The organism is Microbacterium sp. NPDC096154, assembly GCF_040302945.1.
GTDB lineage: Bacteria > Actinomycetota > Actinomycetes > Actinomycetales > Microbacteriaceae > Microbacterium.
Map to the genome: position 1 here is coordinate 167,972 of NZ_JBEOSM010000002.1, position 14,425 is coordinate 182,396.

General features: G+C 72.2%; 10 protein-coding genes and 1 other RNA gene. 5 read left to right on the forward strand and 6 right to left on the reverse strand.

What is annotated here, in order from left to right:
• Positions 1 to 24: 24 nt before the first annotated feature.
• The 5 genes from ABTW64_RS03305 to pta all read right to left on the reverse strand — a co-directional run bounded on the left by ABTW64_RS03305 (position 25) and on the right by pta (position 7,755).
• Complete coding sequence (locus ABTW64_RS03305; RefSeq protein WP_350619166.1) at positions 25 to 861, reverse strand: sulfurtransferase; 837 nt, start codon at positions 859 to 861, stop codon at positions 25 to 27.
• Complete coding sequence (locus ABTW64_RS03310) at positions 854 to 3,394, reverse strand: glycoside hydrolase family 65 protein (protein ID WP_350619169.1); 2,541 nt, start codon at positions 3,392 to 3,394, stop codon at positions 854 to 856. Before ABTW64_RS03310 ends, ABTW64_RS03305 begins: the two co-directional genes overlap by 8 nt.
• Positions 3,395 to 3,482: 88 nt before the next feature.
• Positions 3,483 to 4,268 carry an HAD family hydrolase gene (locus ABTW64_RS03315; protein ID WP_350619171.1) on the reverse strand — a complete coding sequence of 262 codons (786 nt, stop codon included), beginning with the start codon at positions 4,266 to 4,268 and terminating at the stop codon, positions 3,483 to 3,485.
• Between the two features lie 140 nt (positions 4,269 to 4,408).
• The gene (locus ABTW64_RS03320; protein WP_350619173.1) at positions 4,409 to 5,647 is read right to left on the reverse strand and encodes an acetate/propionate family kinase; all 1,239 of its coding nucleotides are present in this window, start codon (positions 5,645 to 5,647) and stop codon (positions 4,409 to 4,411) included.
• Positions 5,644 to 7,755, reverse strand: coding sequence for a phosphate acetyltransferase (gene pta, locus ABTW64_RS03325; RefSeq protein WP_350619175.1), 2,112 nt, complete (start codon positions 7,753 to 7,755; stop codon positions 5,644 to 5,646). Before pta ends, ABTW64_RS03320 begins: the two co-directional genes overlap by 4 nt.
• A gap of 86 nt (positions 7,756 to 7,841) precedes the next feature.
• Here pta and ABTW64_RS03330 point away from each other — a divergent pair, with 86 nt between their 5' ends.
• Both ABTW64_RS03330 and ABTW64_RS03335 read left to right on the forward strand, forming a co-directional pair.
• A complete protein-coding gene (locus tag ABTW64_RS03330) occupies positions 7,842 to 8,273 on the forward strand; it encodes a MarR family winged helix-turn-helix transcriptional regulator (protein ID WP_350619177.1) in 432 nt (143 codons plus the stop codon).
• Positions 8,270 to 9,514, forward strand: a complete 1,245-nt coding sequence (locus tag ABTW64_RS03335; RefSeq protein WP_350619179.1) for an MFS transporter — start codon at positions 8,270 to 8,272, stop codon at positions 9,512 to 9,514. The genes ABTW64_RS03330 and ABTW64_RS03335 overlap by 4 nt, the downstream gene beginning before the upstream one ends.
• 140 nt (positions 9,515 to 9,654) lie before the next feature.
• On the opposite strand, the gene ffs is transcribed toward ABTW64_RS03335, so the two are convergent.
• Positions 9,655 to 9,751, reverse strand: an RNA gene (gene ffs, locus ABTW64_RS03340) — signal recognition particle sRNA small type.
• A gap of 28 nt (positions 9,752 to 9,779) precedes the next feature.
• On the opposite strand from ffs, the gene ABTW64_RS03345 reads away from it, so the two are divergent.
• Genes ABTW64_RS03345 through ABTW64_RS03355 form a run of 3 tightly spaced genes read left to right on the forward strand, consistent with a single transcriptional unit; the run spans position 9,780 to position 14,342 of the window.
• Positions 9,780 to 10,751, forward strand: coding sequence for an AAA family ATPase (locus ABTW64_RS03345; RefSeq protein WP_350619181.1), 972 nt, complete (start codon positions 9,780 to 9,782; stop codon positions 10,749 to 10,751).
• A 14-nt stretch (positions 10,752 to 10,765) separates the two neighbouring features.
• Positions 10,766 to 12,034: a DUF58 domain-containing protein gene (locus ABTW64_RS03350; RefSeq protein WP_350619183.1), complete on the forward strand. Its 1,269-nt coding sequence runs from the start codon at positions 10,766 to 10,768 to the stop codon at positions 12,032 to 12,034.
• Positions 12,021 to 14,342, forward strand: coding sequence for a transglutaminase TgpA family protein (locus tag ABTW64_RS03355; RefSeq protein WP_350619185.1), 2,322 nt, complete (start codon positions 12,021 to 12,023; stop codon positions 14,340 to 14,342). Before ABTW64_RS03350 ends, ABTW64_RS03355 begins: the two co-directional genes overlap by 14 nt.
• Positions 14,343 to 14,425: the final 83 nt, after the last annotated feature.

Below are 14,425 nucleotides of genomic sequence, written 5' to 3' on the forward strand. Positions count from 1 at the left end.
ACGCACATTGGTGTGCAGCCGGGGCTACGGGCGGTCGCCCGTGGCGACGGGGCGGTCGGGCAGGTTCGACCACTGGCTCCACGAGCCGGGGTAGAGCGCGCCGTCGACGCCGGCCGCGGCGAGCGCGAGCAGCGTGTGCGCCGCGGTCACGCCCGATCCGCAGTAGACGCCGATGGGAGCCGAGAGGTCGACGCCGAGCTCCTGGAAGCGGGCACGGATGGAGCCGGGCTCGAGGAAGCCGCCGGACGAGTCGATGTTGTCGGTCGTCGGCGCCGAGATCGCGCCGGGGATGTGCCCGGCCTTCGGGTCGATCGGCTCGGTCTCGCCGCGATACCGCTCCCCCGCCCGGGCGTCCAGCAGCGCGCCGATGCGCGGGAACGCCGCGGCCGCGTCGGCCGTGAGCACCGGCAGCGCGCCGTACCGCAGCTCGACGTCGCCCGGCTCGGGGCGCACCTCCCCCGTCTCGAGCGCATGCCCCGCGCGCGTCCATGCCGTCAGGGCGCCGTCGAGCACGCGCACGTCGCGCAGCCCCGCGTAGCGCAGCAGCCACCACGCCCGCGCGGCCGACATGCCGGCGCTGTCGTCGTACACCACCACCGGCTTTCCCGTCGTCACGCCCCACGCCCGCGCGGCGCGCTGCAGCGCCTCGACCGGCGGCAGCGGGTGGCGCCCCTCGGTCGCGGGCTGCGACGGGTCGGCCAGCTCGTGATGCAGGTCGACGAAGACCGCGCCCGGGATGTGCCCCTCCAGGTAGGCGGGGCGTCCGGCATCGGGGTCGGCCAGCGTCCATCGCACGTCGAGCAGGGTGACCTCGTCGAGCCTGCCGGCCAGCTCGCCGACCCGGATGAGCACGTCAGTCATGACCGGCCGCGACGGGGTCGCCGATCACGGGGATCGCCGTGGTCACCGGGATCGACGCCGTGATGGGAGCGGGCACGGTGGGCTCGAGCGACGTGCCGTCGTCGCGTCGCATCTGCGAGAACGCCTGCAGGCTCGGGCGTCCGGGAAGCACGGGCCCCTGGTCGGCCAGCGGCACGACCACCGGGTCATCCGCCGTCGCGATGAACGCCTCGCCCCGCACCTCGAACGGCACCGGATCGCCCGAGCGCACCGTCACGCGCATCTCCTCGCGGCGCAGCACGATGTCGAGCACCGAGCCTCGCCACTGCAGGGTGTAGGCCAGCTCGGGCCAGTCGACCGGCAGGCGCGGGTCGAACGTCAGCTCGCCCAGGTGGTCGCGCATGCCGCCGAAGCCCGACACCAGCGCGGTCCACACACCGCCCGCCGACGCCACGTGCACGCCGTCGGCCGAGTTGCGATGCAGGTCGCCGAGATCGACGAACAGCGCCTCCTCGAAGTACTCGTGCGCCAGATCCTGGTACCCCACCTCTGCGGCCAGGATGGACTGCACCACGGCCGACAGGGTCGAGTCGCCGGTGGTCAGCGGGTCGTAGTAGTCGAAGTCGGCGCGCTTCTCCTCCGGCGTGAAGTGGTTGCCCTGCAGGAACAGCGCGAGCACGACATCCGCCTGCTTCAGCACCTGGAAGCGGTAGATCACCAGCGGGTGGAAGTGCAGCAGCAGCGGACGCTGCTCCTCCGGCGTGTTCTCGAGATCCCACACCTCGCGCTCGAGGAACAGCGAGTCCTGCGGGTGGATGCCGAAGTTCTCGCTGTAGGGGATGTGCATCGCGTCGGCCGCGCGCTCCCACGTCTCGGGCTCGGCCGGGTCGAGGCCGACGCGGTCGGCCATCTGGCGGAAGCCGCTCGGGGTGCGCTCGACCATCTCGCGCACCACGCGCGCCGCGGCGCGCAGGTTGAAGCGCGCCATCACGTTCGTGAACAGGTTGTCGTTGACGACCGTCGTGTACTCGTCAGGCCCCGTGACGCCGTGGATATGGAACGACTCGATGCCCTGGTACGAGCGCCAGAAGCCCAGGGTCGTCCACAGGCGTGCGGTCTCGACCAGCACGTCGGCGCCCTCGCGCGCCATGAAGTCCAGGTCGCCCGTCGCGCGCACGTACTTGACGATGGCGTACGAGACGTCGGCGTTGATGTGGTACTGCGCGGTGCCCGCCGCGTAGTAGGCGGAGGCCTCCTCGCCGTTGATCGTGCGCCACGGGAACAGGGCCCCCGCCTCGTTGAGCTGAGCGGCGCGGCGGCGCGCCGCGGGCAGCATCATGGTGCGCATGCGCATCGCGTTGCGCGCCCACAGCGGGCTCGTGTACGCGAGGAACGGCAGCACGTAGATCTCCGTGTCCCAGAAGTAGTGCCCCGAGTAGCCCGACCCCGTCACGCCCTTCGCGGGCACGCCGAAGCCGTCGGCGCGAGCCGCCGCCTGGGCCAGCTGGAACAGGCACCACCGCGTGGCCTGCTGCAGGCTCTCCTGCCCCGCGATGCGCACGTCGGAGCGCGACCAGAAGTCGTCCATCCAGGCCCGCTGGCGGCGGTGGATCTCGTCGACGCCCGTGATCGCGATGCGGTCGAGCGTACGGCGGCAGCGGTCGACCAGCTCGCGCGGGGGCACCCCGCGGGAGGTGTGGTAGCTGACGACCTTGGTGATCGTCACGGGGACGCCAGCCTTCGCCCGCACGCGGAACACGTGCTTGGCGATGTCGGGCTCGACCAGGTGGCGCACGTCGTAGTCGTTCTCGGTGTCGATCGTGTGGTCGCTGGCGACCGCGATCGTCATGCCCGATTCGGTGACGCGGTACGACAGCGCCGAGCGCAGGTCGTCCTGCCAGTACTCCTGCGGCTGCAGCACGCGCTCGGCGATCTTGTCGGTCTTGCGCGGGTCGAAGGTCTGGCCTCGACCCGCGGCCTTCGCCTGGGCGATCGACGGAGTGCCGCCGTACACGTTCTCGCCGTCCTGCCGGTTGACGATCTGCGAGCTGATCGTCACAGGCGCATCCTGGTCGAGCACCGTGACGGTCATCCGCATCACCGCGAGGTGCCGCTCCTCGAACGACACCATGCGGTCGTCCTCGATCAGCACGTCCTTGCCGGCCGGAGTGCGCCACAGCAGGCGGCGACGGTACACGCCCTCGCGCATGTCGAGCACGCGCTCGTACTCGCGCATCTCGGCGATGTCGAGCGACAGCGGCTCATCGTCGACGTACACCCGCATCACCTTGGCGTCGGGCGCGTTGATGATCGTCTGGCCCACCTCGGCGAAGCCGTACGCCTGCTCGGCGTGACGGATGGGCCACGTCTCGTGGAAGCCGTTGATGAAGGTGCCGTGCTCATGCGCGTGACGGCCCTCCGGGTGGTTGCCCCGCAGCCCCAGGTAGCCGTTGCCCACCGAGAAGATCGTCTCGGTGACACCCGCGTCGTCCCCGGAATAGCGCGTCTCGATCAGACGCCAGGGGTCGACGGGGAAACGTTCGCGGTCGATCATCGAGGAAGCTCTTTCGGGTGCGGTCTCGCTGAGAAGGGGGAGGAAGCCGGCAGGGACGCGCCGGTCGGGTCGTGACAGTCTCCCTGGCTCAACCTGAGGACGGGCTGTCGGGGCCGGATCCGCGCTCGTCGCGTCGACCGGCATCGTGCGCGTCGGCGAACTCGGCGAGGTCGGACACGACGACGTGGGCACCGGCGTCCTGCAGCGCGCGCGACCCTGCGCCGCGGTCGACGCCCACCACCAGCGCGAACCGCCCGGCGGCGGCCGACTGCACGCCCGAGATCGCGTCCTCCACGGCTGCGGCGCGGGAGGGGTCGACGCCCGCCATCCGCGCGGCCTCGAGGAACACGTCCGGCGCGGGCTTCGAGGGCAGGTGCTCCCGCTCGGCCACCATGCCGTCCATGACCACCGGGAAGCGGTCGCGGATGCCCGCCGCGGCCAGGACGTCCTCGGCGTTCTTCGAGCTCGACACCACCGCGGCCGGAACGCCTGCAGCGTCGAGGATGTCGAGCACACGCAGCGTGCCGGGGTACGCCTGGATGCCCTCGTCCGCGAGCACGCGCGAGAACACGACGTTCTTGCGGTTGCCGATGCCGCAGATCGTGTCGTCGTCGGGAGAATCCGAGGGGTCGCCCCAGGGCACCTCGACATCGCGGCTGCGCAGCAGCGCGGCCACGCCGTCGTAGCGCTTCTTGCCGTCGAGGTGATCGAAGTAGTCGCTGTCGGTGTACGGCGGCGTGATGCCCCAGTCGTCGAACAGCTGCTCGAACATCGACCGCCACGCGTGCATGTGCACCTCGGCGGTGGGCGTGATCACCCCGTCGAGATCGAACAGCACGGCGTCGTACTGAGTCAGGTCGGGCAGGCTGCTCATGCTTCCTCCGGCTCCGGCGTGCTCGGGTGAGACGCGACCAGCGTAGCCCGCCATGCCGACGCCGCGCGCGGGGTCGGCATGGCGGTCGGACGCCGGGTCGCGACGCGCCGCGGTCACCGGACGCGTGGTGAAGCCGCCGCTCAGCCCGCGGAGCCGGATGACGCCGCGAGCGTCTGCCGAGCGATCTCGAGCTCCTCGTTCGTGGGCACCACCAGCACCGTGACGGCCGAGTCGTCGGCCGAGATCACCCGCGCACCGCGCTCGCGCGCCCGATTGCGCTCGGGGTCGATCCTGACACCCGCGAAGCCCAGGGTCTCGAGGGCGTCGGCGCGCACCTCCGCGGCGTTCTCGCCGACGCCTGCCGTGAACGAGATCACGTCGACGCCGCCGAGCTGGGCGAGGTACGCGCCCGCGTACGTGCGCAGCCGGTGGATGTACACGTCGTAGGCCAGCTGCGCCGCTTCGTCGCCCTGGGCCCGTCGTGCCGTGACGTCGCGCATGTCGCCGACGCCCGCGAGCCCGAGCAGGCCGCTGCGCTTGTTGAGCAGGCGGTCGAGGTCGTCGATCGACATCGACGCCCGGCGCGCGAGGTGCAGCAGCACGGCCGGATCGAGGTCGCCCGAGCGGGTGCCCATGACGAGCCCCTCGAGCGGCGTCAGCCCCATCGACGTCTCGACCGAGCGGCCGCCGTCGATCGCCGTGACCGACGCGCCGTTGCCGAGGTGGAACACGATCTGCTTGAGCTGCGCGACATCCCGGCCCAGGAACTCGGCGGCCTTCGCGCTGACGTAGCGATGGCTCGTGCCGTGGAACCCGTAGCGCCGGATGCGGTGCCGCTCGGCGAGATCGCGGTCGATCGCGTACGTGTACGCGGCGGGTGGCAGCGTCTGGTGGAAGGCCGTGTCGAACACCGCCACGTGCGGAATGCCGCCGAACGCCCGTCGCGCCGCCCGGATGCCCTGCACGGCGCCGGGGTTGTGCAGGGGCGCGAGCACGGAGAGGTCATCGATGTTGATCTCGACCAGGTCGGTGATCACCGTGGCCTCGAAGAAGCGCGCGCCGCCGTGCACCACGCGGTGGCCGACCGCGACCGGCGGCTGCTCGTCGAGCGATGGGCCGTGCTGCGCGAACGCCTCCAGCATCGCCGCGAAGCCCGCGGTGTGATCCGGGATCGGGCGCTCGACCTGATGGGTCGAGTCGAGCACGGTCGGCGCCGGCCGGCCCGGTTCGGCATGGAAACGCACGGTGTGGGTGGCGATGCCGGTGTCCTCGCCGATGCGCTCGACGAGCCCCGACGCCAGCAGCCGCTCGTGCCGCATGTCCAGCAGCTGGTACTTGAACGACGACGACCCGCTGTTGACGACGAGCACGACGCTCACGACGAGGCTCCCTGCGCCTGGATCGCCGTGATCGCGACCGTGTTGACGATGTCCTGCACCAGGGCGCCGCGCGAGAGGTCGTTGATCGGCTTGTTGAGGCCCTGCAGCACGGGCCCGATGGCCACGGCACCGGCGGAGCGCTGCACGGCCTTGTACGTGTTGTTCCCCGTGTTGAGGTCGGGGAACACGAACACGGTCGCGCGCCCCGCCACGGCCGACTGGGGCAGCTTGGCCTTCGCGACCGCTGCGTCGGCGGCCGCGTCGTACTGGATGGGCCCCTCGATCGGCAGCTCGGGCGCCCGCTCGCGCGCGAGCTGGGTCGCGAGGCGCACCTTGTCGACGTCGGCGCCCGATCCGCTCTCGCCCGTCGAGTACGACAGCATGGCGACCCGGGGCTCGACGCCGAACTGCGCGGCGGTCGCGGCGGACGAGATCGCGATGTCGGCGAGCTGCTCGGACGTGGGATCGGGGATGACGGCGCAGTCGCCGTAGACCAGCACGCGGTCGGCGAGCGCCATCAGGAAGACGCTGGAGACGACCGACACCCCGGGCTTGGTCTTGATGATCTCGAACGCCGGCCGGATCGTGTGCGCGGTGGTGTGGGCGGCACCCGACACCATGCCGTCGGCCAGCCCGAGGTGCACCATCATCGTGCCGAAGTACGACACGTCGGTGACGGTGTCGGCGGCCTTCTCGTACGTCACGCCCTTGTGCGAGCGCAGCCGCGCGTACTCGGTCGCGAAGCGCTCGACCAGCTCGGGATCGAAGGGACTCAGCAGGTGGGCCTGCGACAGGTCGAGGCCCAGCTCGGTGGCGCGCGAGCGCAGCTGGTCCGGATCGCCCAGGATGGTCAGCTCGGCCACGCCGCGCGTGAGCAGCGACGCGGCGGCTTTCAGCACCCGGTCGTCGTCGCCCTCGGGCAGCACGATGTGGCGGCGGTCGGCGCGGGCGCGCTCGAGCAGCCCGTACTCGAACATCAGCGGCGTCACGACCGTCGCGCGGGCGACGCCGAGCACGCGCGTGAGCTCCGCGGTGTCGACGTGCTGCTCGAACAGCGACAGCGCGGTGTCGTAGCGCCGCCCCGATCCGGATGCCCTCCCGCGCGCGCTCATGACGCGCACCGCGGTCTCGTAGGTGCCCAGATCCGTGGTGATGATCGGCAGGGTCGAGCCGAGCCCGTCGATCAGCCGCAGCACGTCATCCGGCACCGGGAACGGGCCGTTCAGCACGACCCCGGCGAGCGACGGGAAGGTGCCCGACTGGTTGGCCAGCAGGGCCGCGACCAGCACCTCGGTGCGGTCGGCGGGGATGACCACCACCGCCCCCTCGGTCAGGCGCGGCAGCACGTTGACCATCGACATGCCGGCGACCACCACGCCGAGCGCCTCGCGCGTCAGCAGCTGCTCGTCTCCCTTCAGCAGCGCGCCGCCGAGCGTGCGCAGGATGTCCTGCATGGACGGCGCCACGAGCATCCGGTCCTCGGGCAGCGCCCATACGGGCGCGTCGGCGCCGACGGCCTGCGCGACCGCCTCGCGGATGTCGCCGAGCCGGTCGGGGTCGGCGCGGTTGACGACGGTGGCCGCGAGCTCGGCGCGGCCGCGCTGCAGCTCGGGAAGGGCGAGATGGGCGAGCTGCGCCATCTCGCCGGGGGTGCGCGCGGTGGTCGTGCCGAGCTGCTCAGCCTGTCCCTGCTGCGCCCGTCCGCCCAGCACCAGCAGCACGGGCGTGCCGAGGTTGGCGGCGATGCGCGCGTTGTAGGCGAGTTCGGCGGGGCTGCCGACGTCCGTGTAGTCGCTGCCCAGCACCACCACGGCGTCGCACTGCGCCTCGACGGCCTTGAAGCGGCCGACGATGGTGGCGAGCGCCGCCTCGGGGTCGGCGCGCACGTCGTCGTACGTGACGCCCACGCACTGGTCGTAGTCGAGGTCCACGCCGTCGTGGCCCAACAGCATCTCGACCACGTAGTCGCGTTCGACGGTCGAGCGGGCGATGGGCCGGAACACCCCCACCTTCGGCGTGACGCGGCTCAGGGCATCGAGCACCCCGAGCGCGATCGTGGACTTGCCGGAGTGCCCCTCCGCCGAGGTGATGTAGATGCTCCTCGCCACAGGCCCACCCTACGTCGGGCGTCCGACGCCGGGCAGGGTTCGATCGCACCGACCCGCGTTACATGCCGAAGGTATATGCTTTAGGTATGCAATCGACGGAGGCTCTCACTGAGATCATCACCGCCGCGTACCGACTCGCCAGAGTCGTGGCGCAGGAAGCCGGCTCGACCACACCGACCGCACAGTGGCGCGCTCTGACGGTTCTCGAGGAGAGCGGGCCGATGCGCGTGGGGGCACTCGCCGCGGCATGCCGCGTGACGCAGCCCGGCATGACCCGCCTGGTCGAGCTGATGGCGGCCGCGGGTCTCGTCGAGAAGCGCCCCGACCCCGCCGACGCCCGCGCGGCGGTCATCCAGATCACCGACTCGGGATCAGCCGCCCGGCGTGCCTGGATCGACACGGTGGGCGAGGTGCTCGCCCCGAAGTTCGCCGGCCTCTCCGATGAGGACTGGGCCGCCATCCGCACCACCGCCGCGCTGCTGAACGCACGCACCGACCTCATGAACGGAGCCGAATGAACGCCCACTCCGGCGGCAGCATCCTGAAGCAGCCCCTTGCCGTCTGGGCGATCGCCTTCGCCTGCGTGGTGTCCTTCATGGGCATCGGCCTGGTGGATCCGATCCTCCCCGCCATCGCCTCGGAGCTGCACGCCACGAGCACCGAGACCTCACTGCTGTTCACGACCTACCTGCTGATCACCGGCGCCGCGATGTTCTTCACGTCGTGGCTGTCGAGCCGGATCGGCGCGAAGAAGACCCTCCTCATCGGCCTCGCGGTGATCGTCGTGTTCGCCACGCTCGCCGGGCTGTCGAGCTCGGTCAGCGGCGTCATCGGATTCCGCGCGGGCTGGGGCCTCGGCAACGCCCTGTTCATCTCGACGGCGCTGGCGACCATCATCGGCGCTTCGAGCGGCGGCGCCGCCGGCGCCATCATCCTGTACGAGGCGGCACTGGGCGTGGGCCTCGCGATCGGCCCCCTCGCCGGCGGCCTGCTCGGCTCGGTCTCCTGGCGTGCGCCCTTCTTCGGCACCGCCGTGCTCATGGCCGTGGGCTTCATCGCGATCGTCACCCTGCTGCGCATCCCCGACGCCGCCCCGCAGCCCACGAAGCTGTCCGCGCCGTTCCGCGCCCTGGGCAACCGGTCGCTGCTCGTGATGGCCTTCACCGCGCTGTTCTACAACATGGGATTCTTCGTGCTGCTGGCATGGACCCCCTTCGCGCTCGTGCCGCTCGGCGTGCACGACGCCATGACCCTCGGATGGATCTTCTTCGGATGGGGCCTCGCGGTCGCCGTCACCTCGGTGTTCGTGGCGCCCATGCTGACGGCCCGGATGCGCCGCACGACCGTGCTGATCGCGGTGCTGCCTGCGCTGGCCGTGGTCGAACTGCTCATGGCGCTGCTGTCGTCCAGCGTGACGGCCCTCATCGTGCTCGTGATCGTCGGCGGCCTGCTGCTCGGGGTCATGAACACCGTGCTGACCGAGGTGTCGATGGACGCGACGGATCTGCCGCGCTCGGTCGCGTCGAGCACGTACTCGGGCGTGCGCTTCCTCGGCGGCGCCGTGGCCCCGCCGCTCGCCTCCTGGCTCGGCGAGACGGTCTTCGATTCGACGGCCGTGCCGTTCCTCGTGGGCGTCGTGGTGCTCGTGATCTCGATGGTCATCGTGGTCGCGGGGCGTCGTCACCTCACGCGCGCCGACGGTGCCGAGGAGACCGATCTGGAGACGGCGGAGGCGATCTCGGTCGGCGACGCCGACTGACAGACACCGCCCGGCGTGCGCCGGGCGCGTGAGGACCGGCCCGACCCGACGGACCGGAGGAGGCCGGATCCGCGACGTTGCGGATCCGGCCTCTCGTGGTCCCGGCCCTTCCCCGCGCCGCATGCACGGTGGGAGGGAAAAAGAAAGACTCTCCGCGTACCCGACAGAGCCCGGTTACCCTTGCTACGTTTCCGTCCTGGGGGAGTTGGCCTGGATGTCGCCACGCGGAGAGCTGCCCCCAGTCTACCCGAAGCGAGGAAGCGCCGTGTCCCAGTCCCTCAGCCCCGAGCGCTTCCAGCAGGCCACGGATGCCATCATCCGGTCGGTGACCTCGGTGATCGACGGCAAGCCGCACGCCGTGCGCAGCGCGCTCGTCGCACTGCTGGCCGAGGGGCACCTGCTGATCGAGGACGTGCCGGGCGTCGGCAAGACGGTCCTCGCCCGGGCGGTCGCGGCGTCGATCCAGGCGCGCGTGCGCCGCATCCAGTTCACGCCCGATCTGCTGCCCAGCGACGTGACGGGCGTGTCGGTGTTCCATCCGGCCACGCGCGAGTTCGAGTTCACGCCCGGCGCGGTGTTCGCCAACATCGTGATCGCTGACGAGATCAACCGGTCCTCGCCCAAGACCCAGTCGGCACTGCTCGAGGCCATGGAGGAGCGGCAGGTGACGGTCGACGGCCGCTCGCACGCGCTGCCGGACCCCTTCCTCGTCGTGGCCACGCAGAATCCCCTGGAGATGGAGGGCACCTACCCCCTGCCCGAGGCGCAGCGCGACCGCTTCATGCTGCGCATCTCGATGGGGTACCCGGATGCCCAGGCCGAGACGCTGATGCTGCGTCAGCGCGACACCGACAACCCGCTCGCGGCACTGCGCCCCGTCGTCACGGTCGACGAGATCGCGGGGCTCATCCAGTTCGCACGGTCGGTGCACGTCGCGCCCGCGATCGAGGAGTACGCCGTGGCTCTCGCGCAGGCCACCCGCACGCACCCGGATCTGCGCCTGGGCGCAAGCCCCCGCGCGACGCTGCAGCTCGTGCGCGCCGCGAAGGTGTGGGCCGCACTCGACGGACGCGGCTTCGTCATCCCCGACGACGTCACCGACCTGCTCGAGCCCGTGTTCGCGCATCGGCTCATCCCGTCCCACTCCGCAACCAGCGCGCACCGCGCGGGCGATCCCGTGCCGCAGATCCTGCAGCGGATCGCGGCCACCGTGCGCGTGCCCCTCGCCGTTCACTGACCCGGGATCCGGCCATGTCGCACGCGTCGCCCTCCGGCCCCCTCGGGGGCGCTCCGCTCACGCTGCGCGGACTGGCGGCGGTCGTACTCGGGGCGGTGCTCGTGTTCGCGGCGGGCGGGCTGGGGCGCATCGAGCTCGCGGTCTTCGGGCTCGCGCTGCTGCTGCTCGCGGCAGGCGGATGGCTCACCCTGCGTCTCGCGGGGCGGGTCACGGATGTCGACCGCTCGCTCTCGACGGATGTCGCGAGCGTCGGCGGCATCTCGCACGTGAGGGCCCGGCTCGTGCTGTCGACGCGGCCCGTGCCCGGCGGCACCTGGACGGACGCGCTGCCGGAGGCGCTGCGGCCGATGGGCACCGACGCCTCTCCCGAAGGCTCGACCGGGGAGCTGCCACCCGGGGGACGCGGCACGCTCGAGGTCTCGTATGCCGTGATGGGCATGGCGCGCGGGCGGCACGCACTGGGGCCGCTGCAGACCGTGGCCATCGACCCGTTCGGACTCGCTCGACGGCGCACCACGGTCGGCGTGCGCACCGCGGTGACCATCGTGCCGGCGGTCACTCCCCTGCCCTCGCTCCCCGGCGCGCCCGGTGCCACCGGGGGGTCGCAGGCGAGCACCGACCGGCACGGCCAGGGAGCCGACAACCTCATCCCACGCCCCTACGCTCCGGGCGACTCCATGCGGCGCATCCACTGGCGCGCATCGGCGCACCACGGCTCCTTCATGGTGCGCGAGGAGGAGCGCGAGACCACGCCGCGCGCGGTCGTGGTGTTCGACCGGAGCCTGCCCCGGTGGACCCCGGAGGCCGCGCGTGGCGAGGACGAGGGGTTCGAGGTCGCGGTCGCGCTGTGCGCGTCGGCGGTGTGGAGCCTGGCGCGGGACGGGTATTCCGTCGACGTCATGGACTCCGACGGCGCACCGATCGCGATCGTCGAGTCTCAGGAAGACATGGCCGAGCTGTTGGTCGCGTTCGCCTCGGTGGGGCCACGCTCCGGCGACACGTTCGATCGTCTGGCCATCGGCATCCGCAACTGGTCGGCGGCCCCGGTCATCCTGGTCGCCGGACGCGTGTCGGGCGAGGACATCGCGACCATCGCCCCGGTGGCGGCGCAGGCGGCCCGTGCCGTGCTGCTGAGCGTCGACCCGCGGGGCGACGCACTCGAGCGCGCCGCCGGCGCCGGGTGGCACGCGGCCCGCCTGGGCATGGACGTGGAGGCCGCATGGATCGCGGCCACACGGCCGGCCGAGGCGCTCGGGGAGGTGGGTTCCCGTGTCGCTCACTGACGCCCGCCGACCAGCCCCGCCCGCCGTCGGCGACGCGCCGCCTCGAACGTCGCGCCCACTGCCTCCCCCGCCGCGGCGCGGGCGTGAGCGACGGCACACGCGAGGCGACCTCGCCCTCACCGCAGGGGCGGCCGTCGCGACGATCGCGGCGATGCTGCCGATCGGGCGGCTCATCCTGCCGTCGTGGCTGTTCGGAGCCGTCGTCACGGTGCTGCTCGTGCTGTTCGCGGGATACGCGCTGCGCCGCCTGGGCGTGCCCGGCGTGCTCGCCGCCATCGCCGAGCTGCTCGTGTGGGCGGTCTGCGCCACGGTCGCGCTCGGCCACGACGACGCGCTGCTGGGTGTCGTGCCGACACCCGCGGTGCTGCGGGATCTGCCCGCGGTGTTCGATGCCGTGCGCGTCGAAGTGGTCGAGGGCGTCGCCCCGATGGCACCCAGCGCGGAGTTCGCGTTCGTGCTGATCGCCGCGGGGGGCCTGCTCGCATTCTGTGTCGGGCATATCGTGCGCGCCACCCGATTGCCGCTGCTGGCCGCGGCGCTGCTCATCACGGTGTTCGTGATCCCGCAGCTCGCGGTGCCGGGCGATGCCGACCTCGTGCCGGCCGCCATCCTGCTGGGCGCCGTGCTGTGGATCGCGCGCACCGAGATCCGATCCCGCCGGCCCGGCATGGAGGCGGGACCGGTCGCGTCGACGTGGGCGGCGGTGCTCGGGGTGGGCTCCGTCGTCGGCGCGCTCGTGCTGGCGCCCCTCGTGCCGCTGTCGGCGCCGGCCGGCGGGGGCGTGGGACGCACCTCGACCATCACCGCCAGCCTCGACCTGGGCGACGACCTGAGGCGCCCGGCCGACGTCGAGGTGCTGCGCCTGCGCACCGACGCCCCGTCTGCGCCGTATCTTCGCGTGGCCACGCTGAGCCGGTTCGACGGTGAGGCGTGGAGTCCCGACAGCACGCCGCGCGGGCCGCTGGAGTTCCGCCCGTTCCCGTCGACCGTGGCCAGCGCCGTGCGCACCACCTCGATCGAGATCACGAGGCTGAGCAGCGAGTACCTCCCACTGCCGTACCCGGCGGTCGAGGTCGACGGCGTGGTCGGCGAATGGGCCGTGAACCCCCTCAACCGCACGGTGCGCAGCGCGACGGCCAGCGCCCTCGGCCAGCGGTACGAGGTGCTGTCGCACGAGCCGCAGCCGACGCTCGAGCGCGCGCGCGCCGCCATGCCGCGCACCCAGGGGGACGGGGACCAGGACTTCGCGCTGTCGAACCCGCCCGATTCCGTCGAGTTCTCGTTCGACGCGATGGCGCTGCCGGACGAGCGCGTGGGTGCGTCCTTCCGCGCGCTCACCCGCGAGGTGATGGGCGACGCCGGCAACGCGTACGACGGGCTCGTGGCGCTGCAGAGCTGGTTCCGCAGCGGCGGTGGCTTCGAGTACTCGCTCGAAGCGCCCGTCGAGGAGGGCTTCGACGGCTCGGGCATGGACGCGATCGAGCGCTTCCTCGTCGAGCGCAGCGGCTACTGCGTGCATTTCGCGTCGACGTTCGCGGTGATGGCGCGCTCGGTGGGCATCCCGGCGCGCGTCGTGGTCGGCTTCCTGCCCGGCGACAGCACCGGCGAGGAGATCGACGGCCAGGAGGTGTACTCGGTGCTCGGCTCGCAGCTGCACGCCTGGCCCGAGGCGTATCTCGAGGGCATCGGCTGGCTGCCTTTCGAGCCCACCGTGGGGCTCGGCACGCCGACCTCGCTGCGATCGCAGGCAACGCCCGGCACGGCGCCCTCACAGCGCCCGGACGACTCCCCCGCACCCGTGCCCAGCGCGAGCGCGTCGCGCCCGGACGACCGCGGCGACATCGACAGCCCTGGTTCGACCGGCTCCCGCTTCGACCTCGCGGGCCTGCTGCGAGGTGTCGGCGTCGCGTTGGGTGTCGTGGTGCTGCTGGCGCTACCCGCGGTGGTCCGCGCGGTGCGCTGGAACGTGCGGCTGGGGCGCGCGCGCCGCGGCGACGCCGCAGCGGCCTGGCGCGAGCTGCAGGATCTCGCGATCGACGCCGGGCTGAGCGTCGACCTCAGCGAGTCGCCGCGGACCTTCGCGGCGCGCCTGGCGAGCACACAGGATGTGCCGTCGTCGGCGCTGTCGCCGCTGGTGGCGGGCATCGAGCGCGCATCGTTCGCGCCGCCCGACCTCACCACGGGGCCCGATCTCTCCCGCGCGCTGACGCAGTCGCGCCTGGCGCTGCTGCCGGCGGGTCGTGAACGCCTGCGGGCGTCGATGCTGCCGCGCTCGCTGTTCGTGCGCCCGCGCGTCCAAGGCCACTGACCACGAGCTGCTGACCACGAGCGTCCCCGAGCCCGGAGACGACGGGGCCCGGAGACGACGAAGCCCCGCACCTCGAGGTGCGG

Coding starts and splice junctions, on each gene's coding strand:
- ABTW64_RS03305 (WP_350619166.1), bottom strand. CDS start 861: ATGACTGACGTGCTCATCCGGGTCGGCGAGCTGGCCGGCAGGCTCGAC.
- ABTW64_RS03310 (WP_350619169.1), bottom strand. CDS start 3,394: ATGATCGACCGCGAACGTTTCCCCGTCGACCCCTGGCGTCTGATCGAG.
- ABTW64_RS03315 (WP_350619171.1), bottom strand. CDS start 4,268: ATGAGCAGCCTGCCCGACCTGACTCAGTACGACGCCGTGCTGTTCGAT.
- ABTW64_RS03330 (WP_350619177.1), top strand. CDS start 7,842: ATGCAATCGACGGAGGCTCTCACTGAGATCATCACCGCCGCGTACCGA.
- ABTW64_RS03335 (WP_350619179.1), top strand. CDS start 8,270: ATGAACGCCCACTCCGGCGGCAGCATCCTGAAGCAGCCCCTTGCCGTC.
- ABTW64_RS03350 (WP_350619183.1), top strand. CDS start 10,766: ATGTCGCACGCGTCGCCCTCCGGCCCCCTCGGGGGCGCTCCGCTCACG.